The organism is Polaribacter sp. L3A8 (genome assembly GCF_009796785.1).
Taxonomy (GTDB): Bacteria; Bacteroidota; Bacteroidia; order Flavobacteriales; family Flavobacteriaceae; genus Polaribacter.
In genome coordinates, this window is record NZ_CP047026.1 from 193,367 (window position 1) to 219,033 (window position 25,667).

General features: G+C 29.9%; 16 protein-coding genes and 1 pseudogene. 15 read left to right on the plus strand and 2 right to left on the minus strand.

Going from position 1 to position 25,667, the window contains the following annotated elements:
* Positions 1–37: 37 nt before the first annotated feature.
* The 15 genes and pseudogenes from xylE to GQR92_RS00760 all read left to right on the plus strand — a co-directional run bounded on the left by xylE (position 38) and on the right by GQR92_RS00760 (position 22,922).
* Entirely contained in the window at positions 38–1,462 is a 1,425-nt protein-coding gene (gene xylE / locus GQR92_RS00700) for a D-xylose transporter XylE (protein ID WP_158837320.1), read from the plus strand.
* A 137-nt stretch (positions 1,463–1,599) separates the two neighbouring features.
* Positions 1,600–3,068: pseudogene (locus GQR92_RS18215) on the plus strand (transketolase); the annotation flags it as partial.
* A gap of 9 nt (positions 3,069–3,077) precedes the next feature.
* Positions 3,078–3,578, plus strand: coding sequence for a transketolase-like TK C-terminal-containing protein (locus tag GQR92_RS18220; protein ID WP_441339148.1), 501 nt, complete (start codon positions 3,078–3,080; stop codon positions 3,576–3,578).
* Positions 3,579–3,588: 10 nt separating this feature from the next.
* Positions 3,589–4,242: a fructose-6-phosphate aldolase gene (gene fsa, locus GQR92_RS00710; RefSeq protein ID WP_105048301.1), complete on the plus strand. Its 654-nt coding sequence runs from the start codon at positions 3,589–3,591 to the stop codon at positions 4,240–4,242.
* A gap of 329 nt (positions 4,243–4,571) precedes the next feature.
* Positions 4,572–4,823, plus strand: a complete 252-nt coding sequence (locus GQR92_RS00715; RefSeq protein WP_158837321.1) for a hypothetical protein — start codon at positions 4,572–4,574, stop codon at positions 4,821–4,823.
* Between the two features lie 38 nt (positions 4,824–4,861).
* Positions 4,862–5,209, plus strand: coding sequence for a hypothetical protein (locus GQR92_RS00720; RefSeq protein ID WP_158837322.1), 348 nt, complete (start codon positions 4,862–4,864; stop codon positions 5,207–5,209).
* 85 nt (positions 5,210–5,294) lie between these two features.
* Positions 5,295–7,019: a sulfatase family protein gene (locus GQR92_RS00725; RefSeq protein WP_158837323.1), complete on the plus strand. Its 1,725-nt coding sequence runs from the start codon at positions 5,295–5,297 to the stop codon at positions 7,017–7,019.
* 529 nt (positions 7,020–7,548) lie between these two features.
* Positions 7,549–8,928, plus strand: coding sequence for a cellulase family glycosylhydrolase (locus GQR92_RS00730; protein WP_158837324.1), 1,380 nt, complete (start codon positions 7,549–7,551; stop codon positions 8,926–8,928).
* Between the two features lie 6 nt (positions 8,929–8,934).
* Entirely contained in the window at positions 8,935–10,242 is a 1,308-nt protein-coding gene (locus GQR92_RS00735) for a family 43 glycosylhydrolase (RefSeq protein ID WP_158837325.1), read from the plus strand.
* Between the two features lie 1,053 nt (positions 10,243–11,295).
* Positions 11,296–11,994 (plus strand): T9SS type A sorting domain-containing protein, encoded by a 699-nt coding sequence (locus GQR92_RS00740; RefSeq protein ID WP_158837326.1) that lies wholly within the window; start codon positions 11,296–11,298, stop codon positions 11,992–11,994.
* Positions 11,995–12,198: 204 nt separating this feature from the next.
* Positions 12,199–13,929: a T9SS type A sorting domain-containing protein gene (locus GQR92_RS00745; RefSeq protein WP_158837327.1), complete on the plus strand. Its 1,731-nt coding sequence runs from the start codon at positions 12,199–12,201 to the stop codon at positions 13,927–13,929.
* A gap of 27 nt (positions 13,930–13,956) precedes the next feature.
* Positions 13,957–14,124 (plus strand): hypothetical protein, encoded by a 168-nt coding sequence (locus tag GQR92_RS17760; RefSeq protein ID WP_199269165.1) that lies wholly within the window; start codon positions 13,957–13,959, stop codon positions 14,122–14,124.
* Between the two features lie 479 nt (positions 14,125–14,603).
* The gene (locus tag GQR92_RS00750; RefSeq protein ID WP_233269924.1) at positions 14,604–18,134 is read left to right on the plus strand and encodes a sulfatase-like hydrolase/transferase; all 3,531 of its coding nucleotides are present in this window, start codon (positions 14,604–14,606) and stop codon (positions 18,132–18,134) included.
* 185 nt (positions 18,135–18,319) lie between these two features.
* On the plus strand, positions 18,320–20,770 hold the full coding sequence (locus GQR92_RS00755; protein WP_158837328.1) for a T9SS type A sorting domain-containing protein: 2,451 nt from the start codon (positions 18,320–18,322) through the stop codon (positions 20,768–20,770).
* 235 nt (positions 20,771–21,005) lie between these two features.
* The gene (locus GQR92_RS00760) at positions 21,006–22,922 is read left to right on the plus strand and encodes a hypothetical protein (RefSeq protein ID WP_158837329.1); all 1,917 of its coding nucleotides are present in this window, start codon (positions 21,006–21,008) and stop codon (positions 22,920–22,922) included.
* Between the two features lie 88 nt (positions 22,923–23,010).
* Here the strand turns inward: GQR92_RS00760 and uxaC are convergent, their stop codons facing one another.
* Together uxaC and GQR92_RS00770 are read right to left on the minus strand one after the other, a co-directional pair.
* Positions 23,011–24,420, minus strand: coding sequence for a glucuronate isomerase (gene uxaC, locus GQR92_RS00765; RefSeq protein ID WP_158837330.1), 1,410 nt, complete (start codon positions 24,418–24,420; stop codon positions 23,011–23,013).
* A gap of 155 nt (positions 24,421–24,575) precedes the next feature.
* Positions 24,576–25,427 (minus strand): AraC family transcriptional regulator, encoded by an 852-nt coding sequence (locus GQR92_RS00770; RefSeq protein ID WP_233269926.1) that lies wholly within the window; start codon positions 25,425–25,427, stop codon positions 24,576–24,578.
* Between the last annotated feature and the right edge of the window lie 240 nt (positions 25,428–25,667).

The following is a 25,667-nucleotide window of genomic DNA, read 5'->3' on the forward strand; positions in this document are numbered from 1 at the left end:
TATAACATTTCAATAGCAATTAACTAAATACATATTTATGGCAAAATCAACAAATTCAGGATATCTTTTAAAACTTACTTTAGTAGCAACTTTAGGAGGTTTATTATTTGGGTATGACACAGGTGTAATTTCAGGAACCGTAGGTTCTTTAGATAGTTTTTTTGTCATCCCTAAAGGATTGTCAGAAACAGCAGCAAGTGCTTTTAAAGGCTTTTTAGTATCCAGTGCTTTGATTGGATGTATCATTGGAGGAATCTTTAGTGGAGTAGTAAGTAAAAAATTAGGTAGAAAAAAAGGATTAATTCTTGCCGCAGTTTTATTTTTAATTTCAGCTTTAGGCTCATCAATGCCAGAAATGTTCTTAGCACCAATTGGCGAATTAGATCATACTTTTTCATCAATTTTTATTGTATACAGAATTATTGGAGGTATTGGAGTTGGTTTAGCTTCTATGTTATCACCATTATATATTGCAGAAATAGCACCAGCAGATAGTAGAGGTAAGTTGGTTTCTTTTAATCAATTAGCTATTGTTGGTGGTTTTATGGTGGTTTATTTTGTAAACTACTTTATTTCTAGAGGTGGTGGTTCAGACGCTTGGTTAAATGAAATTGGTTGGAGATGGATGTTTGCTTCAGAGGTAATACCTGCAGGTTTGTTTTTAGGACTTTTATTCTTTGTACCAGATACACCACGTTCTTTGGTGTTGAGAAATAAATCTGAAGAAGCCTTAGATGTGTTAATAAAAGTAAATGGAGAAAAAGAAGGTGTTAGTATTTTGGCAGAAATACAAGACTCTATGGATGAAAAAACATCCGGAAATTTGTTGTCTTTTGGTTGGTTAGTCATTATTATTGGAGTTTTACTTTCTATTTTTCAACAATTTGTAGGGATTAATGTAGTGTTATATTACGCTCCAGAAATTTTCAAAACCATCTCGTCTGGTACAGATAGTGCCTTGTTAATGACCATTATTGTAGGTATTGTTAACTTCTTATTTACCATTGTTGCTGTAAAAACAGTAGATAAATATGGTAGAAAACCATTAATGATTATTGGAGCAGCAGGTATGGCAGTAGCCATGGTAAGCTTAGGTTTTGTGTTTTATGTAGGAGCAACAGGTTATTTGGCATTGTTTTGTATGATGTTGTATGTTGCAAGTTTTGCAATGAGTTGGGGACCTGTAACTTGGGTTTTATTAGCAGAGATTTTTCCAAATAAAATTAGAGGAAAAGCTTTGGCAATTGCAGTTGCAGCTCAATGGATTTCTAACTATTTAGTGTCTTTAACATTCCCGATGATGAATGATAATTCATACCTAACAGGACTATTTAATCATGGTTTTGCGTATTGGGTATATGGAATTATGAGTGTTCTGGCAATGTTATTTATTATGAAATATGTTCCAGAAACAAAGGGTAAAACTTTAGAAGAAATGGAAAGTCTTTGGAAAAAAAAGTAATAAAAAAATCAATTTAGAATAATTATTAAACCCAATTGATTGCATCATATTCAATTGGGTTTATTTATAAATAACTAATAATGAATACAAAAATAGACCAACAAGCGGCTGATAATATTAGAGCTTTAGCAGTTGCAATGGTAGAAAAAGCAAACTCTGGGCATCCTGGAGGACCTATGGGAGGTGCAGATTTTATGCACATCTTATATTCAGAATTTTTTAATTTCGATCCTTCAGATATGACATGGTCATTTAGAGATCGTTTTTTTATGGATGCAGGGCATTTATCAACCTTAATGTATGCGCAATACTATCTTTTAGGCAATTACAAAAAAGAAGATGTTGCTAATTTTAGACAATGGGGTTCAATTACTCCAGGGCATCCAGAAGTAGATGTTGCAAGAGGTATCGAAAATACATCAGGACCTTTAGGGCAGGGCATACTATGGGAGTTGGTGCAGCAATTGCTGCAAAATTTTTACAAGCTCGTTTTGGTAATTGGATGGATCATAAAATTATGGTTTTATTTCTGATGGGAGTGCAAGAAGAAATATCTCAAGGAGCAGGAAGAATTGCAGGTCATTTAGGGTTGAACAATTTTATTATGTTCTACGATTCTAATGATATCCAATTATCGACATCAACAGATGAAGTTACTTCAGAAGATACAGCCATGAAGTACAAAGCTTGGGGCTGGAAAGTAGTTACTATTGATGGGCATAACCATGATGAAATAAGGAAAGCATTAAAAGATGCGAATGCCGAAACAGAAAAACCAACCTTAATTATTGGTAAAACAATTATGGGGAAAGGTTGTGTAACATCCGAAGGGAAAACTTTTGAAGGTGAATGCGAATTACACGGACAACCTATTGGAGCCTCAGGAGCAGATTATACAAAAACTTTATTAAATTTAGGTGCAAACCCAGAAAGTCCATTTGATATTTATGGTGATGTAAGTGAATTTTATCAAAATATATTACAAAGAAAAATAGTAGAAGCAAGAGATAAAAAAGTTGACATTTCTATTTGGAGAGAAGCTAATTCTGAATTAGCAACAAAATTAGATTTCTTTTTATCAGGAGAATTACCAGCATTAGATTTCGAAGGAATAACCCACAAAGCAGGTTTAGCATCAAGAGCAGCTTCTTCTGGAGTGTTAGGGTATTTGGCTGAAAATGTAGAAAACATGATTGTTTCTTCTGCAGATTTATCAAATTCTGATAAAACAGACGGATTCTTAAAGAAAACGCACGCACTTAAAAAAGGAGATTTTAGTGGATCATTTTTACAAGCTGGAGTTGCAGAATTAACGATGTCTTGTATCGCAAATGGAATTGCGTTACATGGAGGAATTATTCCTGTTGTGGCAACTTTCTTTGTGTTTTCAGATTATATGAAACCAGCTATTCGTTTAAGCGGAATTCAAGAATTGGGTGTAAAATATGTGTGGACGCATGATGCTTTTAGAGTTGGAGAAGATGGGCCAACACATCAACCCGTAGAACAGGAAGCACAAATTCGTTTGTTAGAAAAATTAAAAAACCACAGTGGAAATCCGAGTTTCATGGCTTTACGTCCTGCAGATTCTGCAGAAACAAGTGTTGCTTGGAAAATGGCTTTAGAAAATAAAAATACACCAACAGGTTTAATTTTATCAAGACAAGGCATTAAAGATTTACCAACCAAAGGAGCATCATCAAGATATCAAGAAGCATTAGCAGCAGAAAAAGGTGGTTATTTGGTAAAAGAAGTAGAAAATCCTGATGTAGTATTAGTTGCAAACGGATCTGAAGTAGCAACACTAGTAGCTGCAGCAGCAATTTTAGAATCAGAAAACGGATTGAAAGTAAATATTGCTTCTGTAATTTCTGAAGGAGTGTTTAGGTTACAATCTAAGGAATATCAACAAAGTGTTATACCTAAAAATAAACCATTATTCGGCTTAACTGCAGGTTTACCAGTAAACTTAGAAGGTTTGGTTGGTGATGCAGGTAAAGTATTTGGATTGGATCATTTTGGGTATTCTGCACCGGCAAATATCTTAGATGATAAATTTGGATTTACAGGAGAAAAAGTAAGCCAACAAGTATTAGAATATTTAAAAACAGTATAAAATTAAAAGTATGAAATTTTTTATAGATACAGCAAATTTAAATGATATTGCAGAAGCAGAAGCTTTAGGAGTTTTAGATGGAGTAACCACCAATCCATCTTTGATGGCAAAAGAGGGGATTACGGGAGCAGAAAATATTTTAAATCATTATAAAAAAATCTGTGATATTGTAGCAGGAGATGTTTCTGCAGAAGTTATTGCTACAGATTATGATGGAATGATTGAACAAGGAACAGAGTTGGCAGCCTTACATCCACAAATTGTGGTAAAATTACCAATGATTGCAGACGGAGTAAAAGCATGTAAATATTTTTCTGATAAAGGGATTAAAACCAATGTAACTTTAGTTTTTTCTGCAGGACAAGCATTATTAGCCGCAAAAGCAGGTGCCACTTATGTTTCTCCGTTTTTAGGAAGATTAGATGATATTTCTACGGATGGATTACATTTGATTAAAGAAATTAGACAAATTTATGATAACTACGGATTTAAAACTCAAATTTTAGCAGCATCTGTACGTAATACTATGCATGTTATTAATTGTGCAAAATTAGGTTCTGATGTAATGACAGGACCATTGTCATCAATTACAGGTTTATTAAAGCACCCATTAACAGATAGTGGTTTGGCAAAGTTTTTAGAAGATTATAAAAAGGGGAATTAGTAAATATTATTTTAGTAAAACCGTTTGCTTTTTCTAATTTATTAGAAATTGTAAACGGCTCTTTTTAACGTATATATCTCTCTAAGTATAAATTATTGAATATTCTTTAAATTTTAAAAGGCATGTTTTGGTAGATAAAAATTTATTTCCTATAAAAAAATAGGACTGAATTTAAGAATTATTTTAAAAAGGATAAGCATGTATCAGTAAAGTAACAATATTTAATAACTTAATATGTAAAATGGTTGAAAACGATAAAGTAAGCATCGAAAAATTAGATGTAACTAACTACTGACCTCTATAAAATTATAAAAAAGATAAAAAAAATAATGAAATTAAGCAAGTATACTTTTCTACTTCTTTTCGTTTCTATACTATTTATAGGGTGTGATTTAAAAGTACAAAAAGAATTTGCTTTTGCCCCAGGAACTAGTGAGTTATTTACTTTTGGAGCATCAACTCCTTGGGAGTGGATACAGACAAACCCTGGTAATGAATGTAACTATCTTATTGAAACTATAAAACATGCAGGTTTAGAAAAAGAGTTTAGTAATATAACGAGCAAAAGTACTTATTTTTAGTAAAAGATAATGGATGCAATGTTATTAGCAAAAGTATTTTGAATAAGGAATTTGGTAGTAATTCTACCCAAATTGCTGATACAGATGCAGTAAAAGTAAAAAATATTTTATTGTATTATATTGTTCCGAAATATAAAGATCTAGGTTCTGGTCTTCTACAAACTTTAGATGTTAATCATGGGGTTAAGACGTTATCTAATGATCATATAAATAATTTTATGACTTTAAGAAGAGATTGGATTTATGTAATTGGCTTAAATTACTTTGAAGATTTACCTAGTTTTGCCAAAGTAACATCTTGCAAGTTATATAATTATATCTTTTCTAATGGTAATTCAGTTGCTCATATTTTAACACGGTATGCTAGAATAGCTGCTTTCGAATAATAAAAATATATCAACAAAAAAAACTTCTCTAGAAACATATTTTAGATTTTTTTTGTTTAATTAATTTCTTTATACATATTTTAAAATGAAAAATACTTCAAATTTTCTAGTCTTTAGAATACAAAAAACAACAATTATATTATTAGCTTTATCTGTCTTTTTTAGTTGTAAACAAAAAAAAGAAAAAGCTAATAATGAAGTAAAACCAAACATTGTTTTTATTCTTACGGATGATCAGCGTTGGGATGCTTTAGGGTACGCTGGTAATAAATTAGCATACACACCAGAAATGGATAAACTTGCAAAAAGTGGTGTGTTTTTTAAAAATACCATTGCTACCACGCCTATTTGTGCTGCAAGTAGAGCTAGTATTTTTAGTGGCTTGCAAGAGCGTACTCATAATTACAGTTTTACAACAGGTAATATGAAAGAAGAGTATATGCAAAATGCCTATCCTAGGGTTTTAAAAAAAGCAGGATATTATACAGGTTTATATGGTAAGTTTGGTGTAAAATATAAAAACTTAGATTCTCTTTATAATACTTATGAAAATTACGATTTACGTTATGATCGTAAAGATATTACGAGTTATTATTATAAAAAATTAGGTAAAGATACTGTTCACTTAACTCGATATACGGGAGAAAAAGGAATGGAGTTTATTAAAAATGCACCAACAGACAAACCTTTTTGTTTACAACTTAGTTTTAGTGCACCTCATGCAAGTGATAATACCGTAGAGCAGTATTTTTGGCAAGAAGAAAATAATCATGTTTTAGAAAACACCACTGTCCCTACAGCTAATATTTCTGAAGATATTTATTATAACCGATTACCAGAAATAGTTAAAAGTGGTTTTAATCGTTTACGCTGGTATTGGAGAGATGATACTCCAGAAAAATACCAACATAGTGTAAAAGGATATTACAGAATGATTGCTGGTATTGATAATGAAATTGGTAAAATTAGAAAAGAATTAGAAAAAAAGGGAGTTGCAGATAATACAATTATTGTTCTTATGGGAGATAATGGTTTTTTCTTAGGAGAAAGACAAATTTCTGGTAAATGGTTAATGTATGAAAACTCTATAAAAGTACCTTTAATTATTTTTGATCCTAGAAATAAAGAACATAAGGATGTTGATGCTATGGCATTAAATATAGATATTCCGTCTACTATTTTAGACTTTGCAGGCGTTGATGCTCCAAAAACGTGGCACGGAAAAAGTTTAAAACCTTTTGTAGATTCTAATAATGCAGATTTAAAAAGAGACACTATTTTAATAGAGCATTTATGGGATTTTAAAAACATAGCACCAAGTGAAGGGGTAAGAACAAGTGATTGGAAATATTTTAGATATGTAAACGATAAATCTATTCAAGAATTATATAATTTAAAAGACGATCCAAGAGAAATTAATAACCTTATTAATGATACAAAATATCAAAAAGTTGTAACTAAACTACAAAATAAATTAGAAGAGTTAACAAAAAAATATAAAGATCCTTATCAATTTAATCCAGTTAATTTATCAGTAAACTTAAAAAATAATTTAGAGTTTAATTGGGCAACATCTAATAAAACACAAAAGCAAACAGCATATCAAATATTAGTTTCTTCATCAATTGAAAGTATTAATAATAATATAGGCGATGTTTGGAATAGTGAAAAAGTAGAAAGTGCTGCCAATTCTAATATTAAATATGAAGGTTTAAAACTTGATAAAACAAAAACCTATTATTGGAAAATGCGTATCTATGATGAAATAAATAGAACAGGAAGTTATACAACACCTAAAAAACTTTTTTAAATAATCCTTTAGTTGGATTTTATGTTTTAATATTTGCTTCTTTTTTTAAGGAAAAGAAAAAGATATTTTAAATTTTAAAAGCAAATAAAAACACCATCTTAATTGATGGTGTTTTTTTACGTATCAGGATAGAGCAGGACGGGTTTAGTGAAACTTGGACGTAAATTTATTACCCAATTATTTTTTCTTGTTTTATGAAAAAAAGTATAACTTTTATGTATTATTTGTTTGCATTTTTTACTGTAAACGCATAAGTAACCTTGTTTACAGATTTTACAAATTCTAAAAAAAAAAACTGTTTAATGTTTGGACACTAGTAAATTGTATTAGACCAACAAAAGGAGCAGGAGTAAGACACGATATCGATGTTAATCTTATTAGAATGATTGGCGGAATTAACAAAATAAAAGAAGGAAAAGGATCACAAATTGATCTTACAAAATTTAATAAAGGTTTGTATTTTTTTAAAACAGATACCAAATCTTTTAAACTATTAAAACTTTAACATACTATATATAATTATCAGAATATGAAAAATATTTTATCACTATTACTTTTTTTACTTTTACTTACTACTTCTAATGCACAAATAAAACACGGACTGCGAGATGAAAGTGGAAGACACGTTATTCCTAGAGGTTTTGTTATTGTTACAAACGCTGGCGATTTTAAAAATGAAGATTTTGTTAGAATGGTTAGAATGGGAGCAAACTACCAAGTTGTGCGCTTAGAATTAGGTAAATTAAGTAATTTTCCGGGTGCTAAATTCGAACAAAGTTATTTAGATCAATTAGAACGTTTGGTAGAATTCGGAAAAAAAGTAGGCATTAAAACAGTTTTTAAAATGACGGTTTATGGTGTTAAAAAGTTCTCTTGGGAAGCTTTTTGGGCAAACAAAAATAATGAACATGAAATTTATATGAATGCTTGGAAAAAAGTTTGGCATCATTTTAAAAATGAAGATTATGTTGTAGGTTATGACGTGGTTAATGAACCAAGAAAATTAACAATGAATATTTCTTATAAAGATTTAACTAATGATTATTTAATACCTGTTTATCAAAAAATAATAGACGAAAGTCAAAAAATTAATTCTAATAAAAAGATTTTAATTCAGTCTATTTTTATGAATAAAGGAGAAGGAGTCGATAACAATCAATATGCCGAAATAACGGCATCTGTAAATAGAAAAAACATTGTTTTTTCTCCGCACATTTATCAAAATAAACAAGATTTGGTACAACCCGTAATGAGTCGTTTTGATAAAGAAGCAATAATGTTAAAAGCACCTATTTTAATTGGCGAATGGGGTTTTCCAACATTTGCTAAAACAGATACTACTTTAGTTGGTAACTTAGGGCAGTATAAATATAGAGAGCTTTATATAAAAACTGCTGAAGTTTTTGATCAAATGGGGGTAGGTAGTATAAAAGCATGGTTTTCTGGAAATCCTAGTATGCAAAATTTTATGCCCGGTGGACCATCAACTTGGGCTATATTTTCAGATAAAAATGCTGTTGGTACATCAGAAAGAAAATATATTACAGACATTATTGCAAGACCTTACCCACAAACAATTGCAGGAACTATTAATTCATTTCTTTTTAATTTTGCAACAAGAACTTTAAATGTTAATGTTAAAACAGACAATAGCAAAGGAGCATCACAAATTTTTATAGGTGCAAATAGACACTATCCTGATGGGTTTTCTATAATGTGCGGACCAGATGTAGTATTGGTTTATAATCCGCTTAAAAACGTAGGGTTAGAATTGGTAAAGGGACTAAACAAAACCAATATTTCTAACTTTATTTGGAATGAAAAATATCAACAATTAACCATTTTAAAATGGCCAAAAGATAACGAACAATTAAATTTAAAAATTGTTCCAGGTATCTATAAACAATAATATTTTATGATTAACAGAGAAAAATATAGTTTACTTTATGTGCTTTTTTTGTTAACTCAAATAAGTTTTTCACAAAATCCTATAACGAAAGAAGAAGGTGTTTCAGATCCTCATATTAGAGTTTTTAATGACACTATTTATTTATATTCCGGACACGATTCTAGTCCGGAAGATAAGTTATGGAATATGAAAGATTGGCGTGTATTTTCATCTACCAATTTATTAGATTTTACTTTAGAAGAGACAATATCTCCTAAAGAAAATTATATGGATGATAATAGTTTTGATTGTTGGGCAAGTGACGCATCTACTAGAAAAGGTAAATATTATTTTTACTTTTCAGATAAAAAACGAGGAATTGGTGTTATGGTATCAGACTCTCCAAAAGGGCCTTTTAAAGATGCTTTAAATAAACCTTTGGTTGCTCCTATGCACGATCCTACTATTTTTATAGATGATGATAAAAATAAAACTCCATATATTATTTATGGGGATAAATCTGAGGCTTATTATATAGCAGCGTTAAATGATGATATGATATCTACCGCAGAAACACCAAAACCAATTACAATACATGGAGATTTATGGAAAAATGCTCCGAAATGGATGGATAAAAATTATGTGTTTAAGTATAATAACACCTATTATTTAAGTTGGGGTAGAGATTATGCGGTTTCAAAAAATATTTATGGACCCTACCAATCTGTTGGGGCTTTGGGAAAAGGACATCATTTAGATGAATTTGCTCATGGAAGTTTCTTTTGGTGGAAAGGTCAGTTTTACCATGTTTGGTGTTATTATTTAAAGAAAGGTTTTAAGTTTAGAGAAACTATTATAACGTATTGTCATATTTCTGATGATGGAAAAATAGTTACAGACACACAATTTTTAGATGCACATTTTAAAAATGGAGTTGGCCAATACGATGCTTCTTGGAATGTTATTGAGGCAGAGTGGTTTTATGAAAAATCATCAGAAATTGAAAAAAAAGGAACTCTAGGAAAAGGGTTTTTATTAACCAACATTCAAAATAAAAGCTGGGTAAGGTTTGCAAACATCAACCTTAATAAACAATCTAAAATAGAATTTACTGTTAAGAATATTCAAGAAAAAGGGAAATTAGAAATTAGAGATGGTGGTGTTAAAGGGAAACTTTTAGGGAGTGTTTTTATAAGCTCATCAAATAAAAAAAAGGAAACGCAAAAAATAGTTTCTACAATAAAAAAAATAAAAGGAAAAAGAGATCTTTATTTTAAGTTTATAGGAGATCATAATTTTTATTTAGAACTAGATTCTTTTAAATTCTTAGAGTAAAAGAGTCTTTAAAAAATATTTAATTTTTTAACATTCAATATAAAATTGGCAAAATTGTCTTTTTATATTGAATGTTTTTATTTTTATAAATATTTTAATTATGCATAAAATTAGAAGCTTATTGCTGTAAATACAGAAAGTTTAAACCTAGTTACTTACATTCTTAATTTTATTATACAGGATAGAGCAGGATAAGTAACACTCTTTATTAAACTAAATTTACAGTGTAGTTTTTTAAACAACATTAATTTTGAATTAGTATTTATTAAACACGTTTCTTTTAATTAAAAGGGACGTGTTTTTTTTGTGAAAAATTTAACTAAAAATAACTTTCTTTATAATGTAGAAAAAAGTCATATAAGTAATTGGTTGTAAATATGTTATATTTTAAAAATTAACAGAAGGTTTTATGAAAATTAAAAGTCAGATTTTAACAATATAAAACAGGTGAATACAGGACAGACATCTTTCTTTCATAAAGTAGTTTTGAAACATAAGGTTGTTTAACTTTATTGAATTAATTTACAAGTTCCCTTTGTCTCCCCCAAGACAAAGGGGCTTGTTTTTTATAATGCTATCACCTAATACTTAAGCTTAAAAATAGCCTATCTTAAAAAATAAATTTTAGCTTGTCTGTAAAGTTTTCTTACTTATTGTTTATCAATGGATTGCAGTATAGGACAGGATTGTGTAATTTTCTTTTTTCTTATATTTATTAATTATATTATCTTCTTCTTTGTTTTTAATTTCGATGAAATAAGAATAGGTAATAGAAGTTGAAGCATTAACTACATTAGAATCCTCTAAAATAAATAATATAAGCCTATTTTTAGATAACGTATTGGTCCGTTCTATCTCTACGGCTGCATTTAGATGGGGTTTTAATGAGCAAACAGATACCTTATTAGAAAATATACAGGTACTTATGTTTTAAAATTAGTACTTACAGATAATAGAAATCAGACCTCAGAGACCTCAATAACTCTAGATATTAGAGATTTCGTTTTACAACCTTACGGTGGTTCAGCTCATAAAGTTCCTGGAGTTATACAAATGGAAGATTATGATATTGGTGGAGAAGGCTTTGCTTTTCATGATTCAATAATTGGTAACACAGGCGGAGCGTATAGAACAGAAGTAGGAGAGGATGTAGATATTTCTGCAGCTGGATCTGGGTTTGTTTTAGGAAGTTTATCTGGTGGTGAGTTTACAAGGTATACCATAGATGTGGCTGAAGCAGGTAGTTATCAAATGTTGATAAATTATAAAAGGTTTTCTTCTAGCTCTAAACCTTTTTCGGCAAAAATATTGACTCAGGATTTATCAACATCAAAAGAATTATTTTCTTTACCAGCAGGGTCTACAACTTCTGGAATTGTAAAAATAGGAATAGGTGTTTTTGGAGATTATACATCGCCTAAATTTGACTTGCAAGCAGGAAAACAGGTGTTAGAACTTTATATTCCATCTGGAGGAGCAGGACCAAGTTATGATTTTGTAACCCTAGAAAAAGTAGGAACATTAAGTACAACTGATGTAAATATTTTAGAAGAAAAGTTAAAAGTGTTTCCTGTACCTAGTAATGACGGTAAGTTTAATTTAAATAAATCGCATCAATGGAAAGTTTATTCAATTTTAGGTAGTTTAATAATAGAAGGTAACGGAAAACAGGTTGATATAAGTTCTTTTTCTAAAGGAATGTATTTATTAAAAATTGAAACAGGTGAAAATAAAAGACTGATATATAGGTAAGTAATTAAGATTCTTTTTTTATAAGGTAAAATTATATGGCTCATCATTAAGATGGGCCATATTTTTTACGTTAAAACTGTAAAACACATCAAAATTAACTTAATTATATGTTATTTTATCAAAAATCAGTATAGAGCAGGATGGTTAGTATATTTTAAGCCATTAATTTGGAGCCAATTAACAATTAAAATTAAAACAAACATTATGAAAAAATTATTACTTACATCTTGCTTTTTAGCTTCTTTAAGTATTTCTGCTCAACGAGTTTTTACTAGTACAGGTTCTGGAGATTGGAGTACACCTGCAACTTGGGCAATTACAGACCCAAATGCTAATGGAGGCGCAAACACCGTGCCTTCTAGTATTGATGATGTTTTTGTAAGTACGAATCATATTGTAGGTGTTTCTACAGGTAACGATGCGGTATGTAACAACCTAACAACTGGTTCTAGTGGAGGGGTAGATTTAAGAGATGGTTCTACTTTAACTGTAGAAGGAGATGTGTCTTTAGGAAGATTTGACAATAGTCTTAGACTTTTTCATGGTACAGGTGCTCCTCCAACTCTTATAATTAAAGGAACAATAACAGATAGAAGAATTTATTTAAGAAAAGTATTATCTAACAATAAGTGGTTTTTAATTTCTAGTCCTTTCTTAAATGCTAAAAAATCTAAATTTCTTACAGGTTCAACAAACACAGTTGCAAATAGTGTAGCTAATGGTTTTACAGGAGATGGATCTAAAACTTCTTTTGCAAGTTATGATGATGCAAATGCTTCTGGTTCTAAATATGTTTATACTTTAGAAGCAAGTAAAACATCTGGTAATTTAACAGATGCAGCAGGTTATTCTATATTATTAGATAATTCACCTAGTAACGCTTCTTATACTATGAATGGTAAATATCATCATGGTGCAACTACATCTGTTACTATTTCAGATGCAGGTAATGGATATAATTTAGTAGGTAATCCATATTTGTCTTATATATATGCAAATGATGCAGCTAATGCAACTCACAATGTATTATTAGATAATAATTCAATTTTAGATGAAGCTACTATATGGCTATGGGATGGAGATAATGCAACATGGGTAACAGTTAATAAATCAGATGCAGCAGCATATCACATAAGTCCAGCTCAAGGGTTTTTTGTAAAAGCTAAAACTGGCGGAGGTGCTTTTACTTTTGATAAAGATTTAGAAACACATGCTACAAATGGAGATGTTTTCTTAAAAAATACAAATAATAGATTTGAAATTGATTTAACTATTTCTACAGATAAATTAAGTCGTAAAACAGCTATTAGATATATAGATAATACAACCACTTCCTTTGATAATGGTTATGATAGCTCTGTATTTGGAGGCTATTCAGAAGATTTTCAAGTATACACTCAATTATTAGAGAGTACAACTAAAAACTTAGCAATACAATCATTACCAACCAAAGGTTTAGAAACTATGGTAGTTCCTGTAGGAGTTAAAGCTCCTGCAAATTCAGAAATCATTTTTTCGGCAAAATCTTTAAACGTACCAGCTGGTTATAATGTGTATTTAGAAGATAAAACAAATAATATTCTTACAAGATTAGATGAAGCAAATGCATCGTATACAACAAGAGTAACTAGTGCTACAACCGAAGGACGTTTTTTTATACACACTAGTGCTTTTTCTGTTTTAAGTTTAAAATCAGAATTATTAGAGGGAGTAAGTATTTTTAAGACAGATAATTCTAATTTAAGAATAGTTGGTTTACAACAAGGAAAAGTATCAGTATCATTAGTTAATTTAATAGGTAAAACAGTAATGAATTCTTCTTTTAAAGCGTCTGCTATAAATAATATTGCATTACCAAAATTAGCTACAGGTGTTTATATTGTTCAGTTAGAAACTGAAGCTGGTAAATTGAATAAGAAAATAATTTTAGAATAATTAACGAGAATTTAAAAAATATAAAAGATGAAACAACTAGAAACACATACAGAAAATATTTCTCGAAAAGAAGCTATAAAAAAGATTGGTAATTACGGTAAATATGCTGCTTTAACGGCATTAGGAACTTATATGATATTAAACCCACAAAAAGCACAAGCGCAAAGTATAGAAGCGCCAGGATCTGGTTTTTAATTAATAGAAACCAATTTTTTATAAAAACTAATTATTAAAAAGGTAGTAAATTAATTTACTACCTTTTTTTTGTTAACAAATGTAATTAAGAATAAGTAAATTATTATAGCGTTTTTAATTAGTAATATATGTGTTGTTACTATTAAGAATTTGTTTTATAATGGCCTTTATTTACCCAGCAATTGTACTTTTATCTGAGGTATATTAGTTAAAGTTAGTAGCATTAGCCTTTTTTAGATATTATTTATGAAAAAGAAAACAATAACAATTATTAATTTGTAAAGAAACAATGGCTTTATAATTAGAGATATGCGTGCTTTAATAATAATTATGAGCTTAGTAAAAGTATTGTTTTTCAGGATAGAACAGGATACGATTTTACCACAACTAATTTACTTTTAAATCTTTAAGAAGTGTAATTAAATTCACTGTTATTATTAGATTAAAATAGAAATATAATATTAATAAAGTAACATTTTATGATGCAAAAACAAAGGTTTTTATTAGTACTAGTATTGGCTTTAACTATGTTTAAACCAATTTATTCTCAACAAAATAAAGATAATCCAGAAAAACCAAATATCATATTTATTTTAACGGATGATCAGCGTTTTGATGCTATTGGGTACGTAGGTAATAGCTATGTAAAAACTCCAGAAATGGACAAACTAGCAAAATCGGGTACTTATTTTAAGAATGCCATTGTAACCACACCTATTTGTGCGGCAAGTAGAGCAAGTCTTTTAACAGGTTTGCATGAAAGAACTCATAATTTTAATTTTCAAACAGGAAATATTAGAAGTGAGTATATGGATAATTCGTATCCAACGATCTTAAAAAATGCAGGATATCATACTGGTTTTTTTGGTAAATATGGAGTTAGATATGAAGAATTAGACAAACAATTTGATGTTTATGAATCTTATGATAGAAACCATAAATTTAAAGACAAAAGAAGTTACTTTTATAAAACAATTGGTAAGGATACTGTTCACTTAACAAGATATACAGGGCAGCAAGCTTTAGATTTTATAGATGATTCTTCTAAAGAAAAACCTTTCTGTTTATCTTTAAGTTTTAGTGCGCCACATGCACATGATAGTGCTCCAGACCAATACTTTTGGCAAGATGCTACAGACAATCTATTAACAGATGTTACCATACCTAAAGCAGATCTTTCTGAGGATAAGTATTTTAATGCACAACCAGAAATTGTTAGAAAAGGTTTTAACAGATTACGTTGGACTTGGAGATATGACACGCCAGAAAAATATCAGCATAGTTTAAAAGGATATTATAGAATGATAGCGGGTGTAGATTTAGAAATTGCTAAAATCCGTAAAAAACTAAAAGAAAAAGGATTAGATAAAAATACTGTTATTATTGTTATGGGAGATAACGGTTACTTTTTAGGAGAGCGTCAAATGGCAGGAAAATGGTTAATGTATGACAACTCAATAAGAGTTCCATTAATGATTTTTGATCCTAGAGTAAACAAACATCAAGACATCAATGAAATGGTTTTAAATATAGATGTTACTTCTACAATTGCAGATTTTGCAGGTGTAAAAATACCTGAAACTTGGCAAGGAAAAAGTTTAAAACCTTTAGTTTTAAAAGATGTAAATACCATTGCTAGAGATACTATTTTAATAGAACATATTTGGGATTTTAGCGAAATACCACCAAGTGAAGGAGTGCGTACAGAAGAATGGAAATACTTTAGATATGTAAATGATAAATCTTTAGAAGAGTTATACAATCTTAAAAAAGATCCAAAAGAAATAAAAAACCTTGTTGGTAAAAGAAAATACGCTAAAGTTTTAGCCGAATTAAGAGCAAAAACAGATGAGCTTATTAAAAGAAATAGCGATAAATATAGAGCAGCGCCAACAGATTTAACTGTAGAGTTAATAAGAAAACCAGGTACAGATGTTCAAATTTTTGATACCAAACCAGAATTTGGATGGACGGTTCCGTTAGCATCTAAATTTCAATCTGCATACCAAATATTAGTAGCTTCTAATCTAGAAAGTATTAATAATAACAACGGAGATGTTTGGGATAGTGGTCAAGTAAGGTCTGATGCGTCTTCAAATGTAGAATTTAAAGGAAACCCTTTAGAGGTTGGAAAAACATATTTTTGGAAAGTAAGAATTTGGGATGAAGATAATAGATTGGTAGATTATTCTGAGGCTCAAAAATTTACTACAGGTAAAAGTGATAGTTATATTATTTCTACAGAAAATAAATTTCAGGTAGATGAAATTAAACCTGTAAAATTTGAAAAAAGAAATAATTTCTATTTTATGGATTTTGGTAAAGCAGCTTTTGCAACCATCAATTTTACATACAATGCAACAACCCCACACACATTAACCTTTAGAGTTGGTGAAATGGTTGATGATAACGGAAATGTTAATAGAACTCCACCAAAGAAAAGTACAATTCGTTATCAAGAAATAAAAATTGATGTAAAACCAGGTCAAACAAACTATCAAATAAAAGTACATACAGACGAAAGAAATACAAGAGCAAATAAAGCAATTGCGTTACCAAAAGGATTTCCTCCTTTAGTGCCGTTTAGATATGCAGAAGTAGAAGGAGTACAAGCACCAATTTTTGCAGATAACTTTACACAATTGGCTTACCATACTTATTGGGATGAAAAAGCAAGTAGTTTTAAAAGTGATAATGATATCTTAAACCAAGTTTGGGATTTATCTAAATACTCTATAAAAGCAACTACTTTTAATGGTTTGTATGTAGACGGAGATAGAGAAAGAATACCTTATGAGGCAGATGCTTATTTAAATCAATTAAGCCATTATACTACAGATAGAGAGTATGCAATGGCAAGACGTACTATAGAGTATTTTATGAAAAATCCAACATGGCCAACAGAATGGCAACAACATGTTGCATTGCTTATTTATGCAGATTATATGTATACAGGAAATACAGAGCTTATAGAACGTTATTATGAAGAACTAAAACATAAAACTTTGTTTGAATTATCTAATGAAGATGGATTAATAACATCAACAAAAGTAGATAAAGAATTTATGCGTAAACTAGGTTTTGCAGATGGATATAAAAAACCATTAACAGATATTGTAGACTGGCCATCAGCTAATTTTAATGGAAGTAAAACCAAAGGAGAACGAGATGGTTTTGTATTTAAGCCATACAGTACAGTAATTAATGCTTTCTTTTATGAAAACATGAAAATTATGTCTGAATTTGCTAAAATTTTAGGTAAAACTCAAGAAGTTTTAGATTTTGAATTAAGAGCAGCAAAAGCAAAAAAGGCTGTTAACGAACAAATGTTCGATAAAAAACGAGGTATTTATGTTGATGGTATTGGTACAGATCATGCCTCTTTACACGCAAATATGATGCCTTTAGCATTTGGATTAGTACCAGAAGAGCATTTTAAATCGGTTGTAGATTATGTAAAATCTAGAGGAATGGCTTGTAGTGTTTACGGATCGCAATTTTTAATGGATGGCTTGTATAATGCAGGTGAAGCAGATTATGCTTTAGAATTATTAGCAAGTAAAGCTAAAAGAAGTTGGTACAATATGATTCGTATTGGATCTACCATTACTTTAGAAGCTTGGGATAATTCTTATAAAAATAATTTAGATTGGAACCATGCATGGGGAGCAGTACCTGCAAATGCCATACCTAGAGGTTTGTGGGGTATAAAACCTAAAACAGCAGGTTTTGAAGTAGCTACTATTAAACCTCAAATGAGTAAACTTAAATCTAGCTCTATAGAAGTACCAACGGTTAGAGGAACAATAAAAGCATCTTATAAATATAACGGACCAAGGTTGCAAACTTATGAAATTGAAATTCCTGGTAACATGGTTGCTGAGTTTTCATTAAACAACCTAGAAGGAAAAGATTTTATCCATAATGGACAAAAAGTACCTTCTGCTTTTAAAGTTGTAAGATTAGCTCCTGGAAAACACACAATTCAATTAAAAATAAATTCATTTTAATTAAAAATAAAATAGATTTTAAAGCCTCAACTTTTTTAAGTTGAGGCTTTTTTTGTTTTAAGAAAAAGAAACAAGCAATCAGGTTATAACAGGATGGATTAAAAAAAACTTCAAATTATATTTATAAAATGTTATTATACAACATATAAATTATATTAAAAACGAATTTAAATTAGTTATTTAAGATGAAACCCACATTACAAAATTTAATATTTGCAACTTTAACTTTGTTATCTTTTCAGGTTGCAATTGCTCAAGTAACGTTAGAGAAGGAAGTTAAAATAACCGATCTTGCTATGTATTTTAATGGTAATAAGGTTGCACTTAACACAACCACTAACTCAACAACGGGTTATGATTATGTTTATGGACCAGCACTTACACCTCACGGAGATTGTATAAAGGTTTATGGAGATTATGTTTTTATGACCTGGTATAGAGGAGGTAAAGATGACCGCCATGTTATGCTTACAAGATACAATACAAAAACAGGTACTCAAAAAACAATAGAATTTCCGCATCAACATACTGGGTATAATGGTAAGTGGTGGATTGGTGAAACACACAATACAATTGCTGTAGGTATTTCTCCCAAAAACGGTACAATACACATGTTGTATGACATGCATAGAAATGGTAACGTAGCCGCTTTTGCTAATGATTATTTAAGATATTCTTACACCGTAGCTGATGCAGCAACAGTACCTGATGATGAATTTGTTTTAGATTTATTCATTCAATCTCCTAACAACAATTACAAACACTTAGCTTTTCCTGGTATAAATGATTTAAATACTACTAGATTATTAACCTATCCTGCATTTTTTATAAATGATGAAGGTGATTTGTTTATGAAAATGAGGTTTGGTTATTCTAATAACGGAAAATTCTTATTTGCTAAATACGATGGAACTGATTGGGAAGGTTATACAGAATTTAACAGAATGCAAGCATCAAGTTATGGTAGTGAATATAACTGGGGCTTATATGGAGATTTTAAATACTTAAATGGTAAGTTAAGAATAGGTTTTCAAAGAAGATCCGATAATCGAGTTGATAAATATCAATATCAAAATGGATTTTATTATGCGTATTCTGATGACCCAAGCGGACTTACACAATGGAAAAATCATGAAGGAACGGGGTTTACAAGACCGTTAGCAGATGCAGATAAAATATTAGTTTCAGAACCAGGAGATTTAGTAGTAACTACTTTAAAAGATAAAGTGAATATTGTAGGTGGTTTTGATTTTACTGTAACAGATAATGAAGACGTACATTTTATTGGTAAAGTAAAAGATAATGAGAATAACATAACTAAGTATGTGCATACTTATAAACCTTCTGGAGCAACAGAATTTATAACAACTACAGATTTTGCAGGAGCAGAAGCTCTTTATTCTTCTGGAGAAAATATATATATTATTGGTTTAAATTCTTCTGGTAGACCTTATGTAGAACAAGCACCTGGTGGAACAAATTTGTTTTCTAGAGTATATGAAGCTACATCTGGTAAACGATTTAGAAAAGGGATTGTTAATATTCATGAAGGTAAATTATATTATTATTTATTAGAAAACAATGCATCTGATAGTGATGATACACAACCTACGTATTTACAAATAATTGATTTAAATATTAAAAATGGTCCAAAACCATTTGAGGTATCTTTATTATCTCCGTCAGATAATCAACAATTTGAAGAAGGAGAAAACGTTCAGCTATACGCAAAAGCAACGACAGATACAGGAGCACTTACAAAAGTTGAATTTATTGTTAATGGAGAGTTGCTAGAAACAGATACAACAGATCCTTATTTGTTAGACTGGGTACCTTCGGATGTTGGTACGTATATTATCAAGGCAATAGCATATAATGATAGTGATAAAAATGTAGAGTCATCAGAAATTACAATTGAAGTAATAGAAGAAGATAAAACGAATTTAACAGGCGATGTGTACCGATTAAAAAATGTAGGTTCGGGTAAGTATTTAACATCAAATGAGGCAGCTGTAACTGGTAGTGATTCTGGTGAAGGAGTAGAAAAAGAATGGACATTTGTAAAAACAGAATACCAATCTAAAGTGTATTATAATATAGATAGTGAAACAAGTAAAGGTATATTACGTGCTACTGGTGGTGGTAATACTCCGCCATATATAATTATAAATACAGGTAAAGGGGCACCTGCTACAGATTCTGATAAAATTTGGACTGTACATTATAATGAATCAGATGATACTTATCGATTTGAAGCAAAAGATCAAAATAGATTTTTATATCATCAAGAAGATGGAGAGTTTTATAGCCTTCCTGCAGAAGAAACGGAAGCAAGAAGTAAATGGAAAGTAGAATCTACAAGTGCTTCTTTAAGTGTTAATGACCAAGTTGTTGCGTTATCATCTGTAAAAGTATACCCAAACCCTGCAAACAGTAATTTTACAATAGAACTAAATAATATAAATGCTACCAGCGTTAAGATTTATAATGTTTTAGGTAAGGTTGTTTATAAAAATGCAACTAAAAGTAAAAATATTCTAGTAAATAAAGAGAATATTTTTAAACCTGGTGTCTATTTGATTAAGGTTTTAGATGATCAACAAAAAGTATATCATTCTAAACTAATTATAAAATAAGTTACTTTAAAATTATAGTATTACCGCCTGTTGTGCATTTTGATCTTTTTTTAACTCTAAAATATATGTTCGATTGATTTTGAGGTATGAAAAATTATATAGAGGACAATTTAATAACTTAAAATACGTATTCTCGATACAAATTTTACGCATTGCAACCGTAAAATTCACTCGAATTGACAGAATTTTATCAAAATGCACAAAAGGTTATTACCTTATAAATTAAAATATAAAAATGGAAAGACGTAGTTTTTTACAATTGTCTGCATTAGCAGGTTTAGGTTTATCTCTGCCAACTGCAGGTATTTTAAATTCATGTTCAAATCATGCAGATCATTCTCTAGAGTTTAAAAAATTAACATCTAATCTTTTAAAAGATTGGTGTGATGGTATGTTGCGTGTACAAATAAACAATCCATCTAATTTAGAAGAACACGGAGCTTTAGGTTGCCCATCATGCTCACACATTCATGGGCGTTGTATGGATGCGGTGTACCCTTTTTTATATATGGCAGATGTTACTGGAGATAAAAAATATTTAGAAGGAGCAATTTTAGTAATGGGTTGGGCAGAACATAACGTTTCTCAAGAAAATGGTAGTTGGAGTGTTATTCCTAATCCAAATTCGTGGAAAGGGATTACTGTTTTTGGAGCGATTGCTTTAGCGGAAGCTTTGCATTATCACGGACATGTTTTAGATGCAGCAACTCGCAAAGCATGGACAGTTCGTTTGGAAAAAGCAGGACAGTATATTTACGATACATTTACCATAGACTTTACTAATATTAATTATCCAGGAACAGCCATTTATGGTTTAAATCTAATAGGAAATATTGTTAAAAATGACGCATTTATTGCTAAAAGTAAAACGTTAGCAGCAGATGTAAAACTGTATTTTACAGAAAACGAAGGTTTATTATTTGGAGAGTGTAAAAAGAGTTCAAAAAAATTAAGTGTAAAAGGTTTACACGGTGTAGATTTAGGCTATAATGTTGAAGAAACATTAAATAGTTTAGTAATGTACGCCTTAAAAGTGAAAGATGAAGAATTATTACAATTAGTAACAAAATCATTAAACAGTCATTTAGAATTTATGTTACCAGATGGCGCTTGGGATAATAGTTGGGGTACGCGTCAATACAAATGGAGTTACTGGGGGAGTAGAACTTGCGATGGTAGTCAGCCAGCATTTGGTATGATGGCCCATATAAACCCGGCATTTGGTACTGCTGCTGTAAAAAATACAGAATTATTGCAACGTTGTACGGCAGATGGTTTAATCCATGGAGGCCCACACTTTATATCTCATGGAGTACCTCCTTGTGTGCATCATACTTTTACGCATGCAAAACCATTAACAGCGTTATTAGATCATTGGCAACATTTACCAGAGATTAATAAAAATACAGCTTTACCTAGAAAAAATGCAGATGGAGTTACTCATTTTAAAGATTTAGATGTTTCACTTTTTGCACGTGGAGATTGGCGAGGTACGGTAAGTGCTTATGATGCAGAATACCATTATAAGTATGATTTTCGTCAGGCAACAGGAGGTGCTTTAGGGGTTTTATATCACAATAAAGTTGGTTTATTATGTGCTGCAAGTATGGCCGTTTATCAATTGGTAGAAAAAAACAATCAACAAGTACAACCCGGTAAAGATATCGCTTTAACACCTAGAATAGAAACTTATAAAGGTAAGCAATGGTATACAAATCTTTTCGATTTAACAGCTAATGTAAGTGCATCCGATAGCAATGGCGAAATAGAATTACTAACAGATGTAAAACTTAAAAATGAAGCAAGAGAAGTGGTAGCAGAAACTGCTTCTGACTTTAAAATAGCTTATAAATGTACGGTAGATGAAATGAATATTTGTGTAAAAACAAAACAGCCCATTATAGAAAATACGGCTTTTGTTTTGCCAATAGCATCACCAACAGGAGAAGTGGTTAGTTGGGTAAATGATGATGAAATTACAATTCAGAAACCAGAAGGATTGGTAAGAATAAAAGCAAATACTGCTATAAAAATGAAAGAAATTGTAGGTTCCAGAACTTTTAATATGGTTCCTGGTGTAGAAGCAATTCCTTTAGAGTTTTTTTTAGATAAAAGTAATAAAGAATTGTCTATAGCAATTACAGTAAGTTAAATAGAATTTACCTAGTTTAAAAAAAAACTTAAAACATTAATTTTAATGTTTTAAGTTTTTTTAATTTTTAATAAAAAGTAAGTGATGCCTATTTATTTTTAAAATTGAAATAATTTTTAGCATTGTAATAGCAAATATCACTTACAATTTTACCTAAGAATTTTTCATCATTCGGTAATTCTCCTTTTTCAACATCAGTACCAATAATATTACATAAAATTCTTCTAAAATATTCATGTCTTGGAAAAGATAAAAAGCTTCTAGAGTCGGTTAGCATTCCAACAAAACAACTTAATAGACCTTGATTAGAAAGCGTTTCAATTTGTTTTTCCATTCCGTCTTTTTGGTCTAAAAACCACCAAGCTGCACCAAACTGTACTTTACCTTTAATAGTACCATCGTTAAAATTACCAACCATAGTTGCAAATACTTCATTATCTGCAGGGTTTAAATTGTAAACAATAGTTTTTGTTAATTGATTAGTGCTGTCTAAGGTGTTTAAAAAACCACTTAAGGCTTTAGCTTGAGAGAAATCTCCAATAGAATCAAACCCTGTATCAGGTCCAAGTTCACTTAATAATCGTTTATTATTATTTCTAATTGCACCCAAATGCAATTGTTGTGTCCAGCCTTTTTTATGATACATTTTACCTAAAGAAATCATTGTTTTTGCTTTAAAGAAAGCAACCTCTTCATTCGTTAAGTTTTCGTTAGCTTTCACTTTATTAAAAAGTGTAGCAATATCATATATTTCAGTATCAAAATAAGATAATTGTTCTAAACCGTGGTCAGACAATCTACAGCCATTTTCATTAAAAAAAGAAATTCTATTTTCTAAAGCATTTAAAAGATCTTGATAACTATTTATAGATAAACTACTTGCTTTTTCTAGTGCTGTAAGATATTGGTTGTAAGCTTTTACATCTTCTACGGCAAAAGATTTGTCGGGTCTAAAAGTTGGAAAAGCATTAACTTTAGAAGCATCTTTTTGAATAGCAATATGATGTTTTAAATCATCAATAGGATCATCAGTTGTACATAAACTTTCTACATTTAGCATTTTTAATAAACCATTAGCAGAGTGTGTTTTGTTTTGTAATAGTTTAGCTGTTTTATTGTAAATTTCTTCTGCATTTTCTGATGATAAAATTTCATCAATTCCAAAATAAGCTTTCAATTCTAAATGAGTCCAATGAAACAAAGGGTTTCTAATTGTAAAAGGAACCACTTCTGCCCATTTTAAAAACTTTTCTTTATCAGTTGCATTCCCTGTTATATATTTCTCATTGATACCAAAAGCACGCATTGCTCTCCATTTATAATGATCGCCATATAACCAAACTTGTGTTATGTTTTCAAATTGAGTGTCTTCTGCTATTTGTTGAGGTGATAAATGATTATGATAATCTATAATCGGTAGTTTTTTGGCAAAATCATGATATAACTTTTTTGCAAAATCATTTTGAAGTAAAAAGTCATCCTTTAGAAATGTTTTCATTTTTTTAGTATAAGTGTAATTCGTAATTGAAGTGAAATTTTAAAAACAAAGATACAAATTAGTGCTATTTATCACCTAATAACTACCTTGTTTTAAGGTGATAAAAATAAATAAATAAGCGTTATTTAGGTATCTTTTTTTAAGTTATAAAAAAGTTAGTTTTTACTGTTTCTATATTGTTTTGGTGTAATGCCTATTTTTTGCTTAAACAACCGGTTAAAGTAATAATCAGATTCAAAACCTAGTTCAAAAGCAATTTCTCTTTGTGTTTTGTTTGTTCTAATTAATAAATCTTTTGATTTTTCTATTTTTAGAAGTAAAAAGTATTGCAAAGGTGATATTCCTGTTTGTTTTTTAAAATCAATTCTAAATTTAGAATAACTAACCCCAAGGTCTAACGCTATTTTCTTTAAATCGATAGATTCATTTATTTTCTTATACATTAAATGTTTGGTGTAAGAAACCATCGATCCTAAATAATTGTCATCACTATTATGTTGTTGTATATTATATGCTTCTGCCATCAATTGCATGCATATGCCCGATGCTGAACGTTGGTAGCCAAAAGGTTCGTTGTTAAAAAGTTTAAAAAGACTATCAAAATAATTAAGAATACTTACTTGGTTGCATTTAGGTATTATTGGGTTTTGAGGATTAAAAAAGCCGTTAGAAAGCAATTGTTTGGCAATAGTACCAGAAAAACCAACCCAATTTTCTGTCCATCCAATTGCTTTAGTTGGTTTATATCGATGCCAAACACCAGGAAAAAGTAGAAAACCATCTCCTGCAGATACTTTCTTTTTTCCCGTTTCTTTACTTTCAAAAATTCCTTCACCTTCTGTTATTAATACAAAATGAAATTCATCTAAAACCCTCCCTTTTTCCCAGGTAAACATATATCTCCCAGGATGTCCTTTAGATGGGTATTCTTCATTCTTATTTATTTTTGTACTTCCTAAATTATTAATGAAAAAACCCCATTTTTTGTCTTGTTCAAAAATGATCAAATATTTTTTGTTTCTTTCCTTCAAAGTGGTATCATTTTGTGCAATAAATATATCAAATTGTTAATTGATACAATCATTATTGTTCTTTAATTTTACAAGAATTAGATATTTTGTATTGTTATCTATTTACTAACTACTTTGGGTAAAAATACAGAATAAAAGAGGCATGATACTACAGAATAGTTAAGTTAAAATTTCAAATTAAATTTATAAAAAAAATAAAATCAAAAAATGCTTTTT

Bases quoted from the DNA above. Each gene is read 5' to 3' on its own strand.
- GQR92_RS00760 (WP_158837329.1), top strand. From the start codon at position 21,006: ATGGAAAGACGTAGTTTTTTACAATTGTCTGCATTAGCAGGTTTAGGT.
- GQR92_RS00755 (WP_158837328.1), top strand. From the start codon at position 18,320: ATGAAACCCACATTACAAAATTTAATATTTGCAACTTTAACTTTGTTA.
- GQR92_RS00725 (WP_158837323.1), top strand. From the start codon at position 5,295: ATGAAAAATACTTCAAATTTTCTAGTCTTTAGAATACAAAAAACAACA.
- xylE (WP_158837320.1), top strand. From the start codon at position 38: ATGGCAAAATCAACAAATTCAGGATATCTTTTAAAACTTACTTTAGTA.
- GQR92_RS00715 (WP_158837321.1), top strand. From the start codon at position 4,572: ATGAAATTAAGCAAGTATACTTTTCTACTTCTTTTCGTTTCTATACTA.
- GQR92_RS00730 (WP_158837324.1), top strand. From the start codon at position 7,549: ATGAAAAATATTTTATCACTATTACTTTTTTTACTTTTACTTACTACT.
- GQR92_RS18220 (WP_441339148.1), top strand. From the start codon at position 3,078: ATGGCTTTAGAAAATAAAAATACACCAACAGGTTTAATTTTATCAAGA.
- GQR92_RS00745 (WP_158837327.1), top strand. From the start codon at position 12,199: ATGAAAAAATTATTACTTACATCTTGCTTTTTAGCTTCTTTAAGTATT.
- GQR92_RS00750 (WP_233269924.1), top strand. From the start codon at position 14,604: ATGATGCAAAAACAAAGGTTTTTATTAGTACTAGTATTGGCTTTAACT.
- uxaC (WP_158837330.1), bottom strand. From the start codon at position 24,420: ATGAAAACATTTCTAAAGGATGACTTTTTACTTCAAAATGATTTTGCA.
- GQR92_RS00740 (WP_158837326.1), top strand. From the start codon at position 11,296: ATGGAAGATTATGATATTGGTGGAGAAGGCTTTGCTTTTCATGATTCA.
- GQR92_RS00735 (WP_158837325.1), top strand. From the start codon at position 8,935: ATGATTAACAGAGAAAAATATAGTTTACTTTATGTGCTTTTTTTGTTA.
- fsa (WP_105048301.1), top strand. From the start codon at position 3,589: ATGAAATTTTTTATAGATACAGCAAATTTAAATGATATTGCAGAAGCA.
- GQR92_RS17760 (WP_199269165.1), top strand. From the start codon at position 13,957: ATGAAACAACTAGAAACACATACAGAAAATATTTCTCGAAAAGAAGCT.